Origin of the sequence: Clavibacter sp. MX14-G9D (genome assembly GCF_032917815.1) — a bacterium.
Classification (GTDB): domain Bacteria; phylum Actinomycetota; class Actinomycetes; order Actinomycetales; family Microbacteriaceae; genus Clavibacter; species Clavibacter michiganensis_K.
This window is the reverse complement of the sequence record NZ_JAVCVL010000352.1, coordinates 1-1532: the sequence shown is the minus strand read 5'-3', so window position 1 is coordinate 1532 and position 1532 is coordinate 1. Positions and strand designations below refer to the sequence as shown.

Annotated in this window: 2 protein-coding genes; both read left to right on the top strand. The window is 77.1% G+C overall.

Annotated elements, in window-relative coordinates; translation table 11 throughout:
• Positions 1-127: 127 nt before the first annotated feature.
• On the top strand, positions 128-565 hold the full coding sequence (locus Q6969_RS15540; protein WP_317231251.1) for an ASCH domain-containing protein: 438 nt from the start codon (positions 128-130) through the stop codon (positions 563-565).
• A gap of 9 nt (positions 566-574) precedes the next feature.
• Entirely contained in the window at positions 575-1438 is an 864-nt protein-coding gene (locus Q6969_RS15535) for an endo alpha-1,4 polygalactosaminidase (RefSeq protein ID WP_317231250.1), read from the top strand.
• Positions 1439-1532 lie beyond the last annotated feature (94 nt).

The window sequence follows — 1532 nt, the reverse complement described above, 5'->3', positions numbered from 1 at the left end:
GCCCGGCGGGCGCGGCGCCGCTCGCGCCGCTCCAGGTGGCGCTGCTGGCGGGGATCGCGGCGCTCGTGGTCCGCCTCCTGGCCCGGCGCCCCCGGCCCGCGGGTCGCGGCGCTCCTACGATCGGTCCATGACGACGACACCCGACCCCGCGCTCCCCCTCGTGGAGTACGCCTTCCCCGGGCCGCTGCGCGACCGCCTCGTGGCGGCGATCGCGTCGGGCGCGAAGACCTCGACCAGCTCGCTGCTGGTCCAGTACGCGGCCGACGACGAGGAGCTGCCCGTCGTCGGATCCCGCGGCACGGTGATCGACTCCGACGGGCTCCCCGTGCTCGCGGTCGAGACGACGGACGTGGCGATCGCGCGACTCGCCGACGTGCCGCTCGCCCACGCCGTCGACGAGGGCGAGGGCTTCACGACCGTGGCCGAGTGGCGTGCCGGGCACGAGGCGTTCTGGACCTCGGCCGAGTTCGTGGCGGGGCTCCCCGACGGGTTCGCGCTCGACGACGGCACCGAGGTGGTGCTGGAGCGCTTCCGCGTGGTCGGCCGAGCGGGGACCGGCGCCTAGGGTCGCATCATGCGCCGCCGTCCGACCGTCCTCCTGACGGCTGCGGCTGTGGCCGTCGCCCTCGCGGGCTGCTCGTCCGCGGGCACGGCCGCCGACGTGGCCCCGTCGCACGTCGACGCCCGCCCGTCCGACGTCGCCCGCCCATCCGACGTCGCCCTGCCGCCCGTAGACGCCGAGTTCGACTACCAGCTCGGCGGCTCCTCCCCCGTCCCCGACGGCGCGGGGATCGTGGTCCGCGACAGCACCGAGGGACCCGCCGCCGGGACGTACGGCATCTGCTACGTCAACGCCTTCCAGACCCAGCCGGGCGCGAGCTGGCCCGACGACCTCCTGGTGCAGGGCGACGACGGGCCGCTCGTGGATCCGGGCTGGCCCGACGAGCACCTCCTCGACGCCTCGACCCCGGCGAAGCGCGCCGCCGTCGCGGCCCGGCAGGCGACCGCGCTCGACCGCTGCGCCGACGCCGGCCACCGGGCGGTGGAGCTGGACAACCTGGACTCGTGGACGCGCTCCGCGGGCGCCCTCGACGCGGACGACGCGCTGGCGCTCGCCGCCCTCCTCGTGGACCACGCGCACGGCCGGGGCCTCGCGGTCGCGCAGAAGAACGCCGCGGACCTCGGGACGCGGGGCCGCGACGAGGCCGGCTTCGACCTCGCCATCGCCGAGGAGTGCGATCGCTGGGACGAGTGCACCGCGCTCACGGACGTCTACGGCCCGCACGTGCTCGACGTCGAGTACGTGGACGACCTGCGCGACACCGCCGAGGGGGCGTGCGCGCGGATCCGGGCGCTGGATCCCGCGCCCCGGGCCGTCGTGCGCGACCGCGACCTCGTGCCCGCGGGCGAGGACGGGTACGACCGCGCCGCCTGCTGATCGGAGCGGGCCGTCCACGGCCGGCGGCGTCGCGGAGCCCGGCCCGGCGTGACACCATGCGGCATGGACGACGACCGGCGCGCCGAGATCGCCG

Excerpts from the sequence above, each read along its gene's own strand:
- Q6969_RS15540 (WP_317231251.1), top strand. The coding sequence starts at position 128 with ATGACGACGACACCCGACCCCGCGCTCCCCCTCGTGGAGTACGCCTTC.
- Q6969_RS15535 (WP_317231250.1), top strand. The coding sequence starts at position 575 with ATGCGCCGCCGTCCGACCGTCCTCCTGACGGCTGCGGCTGTGGCCGTC.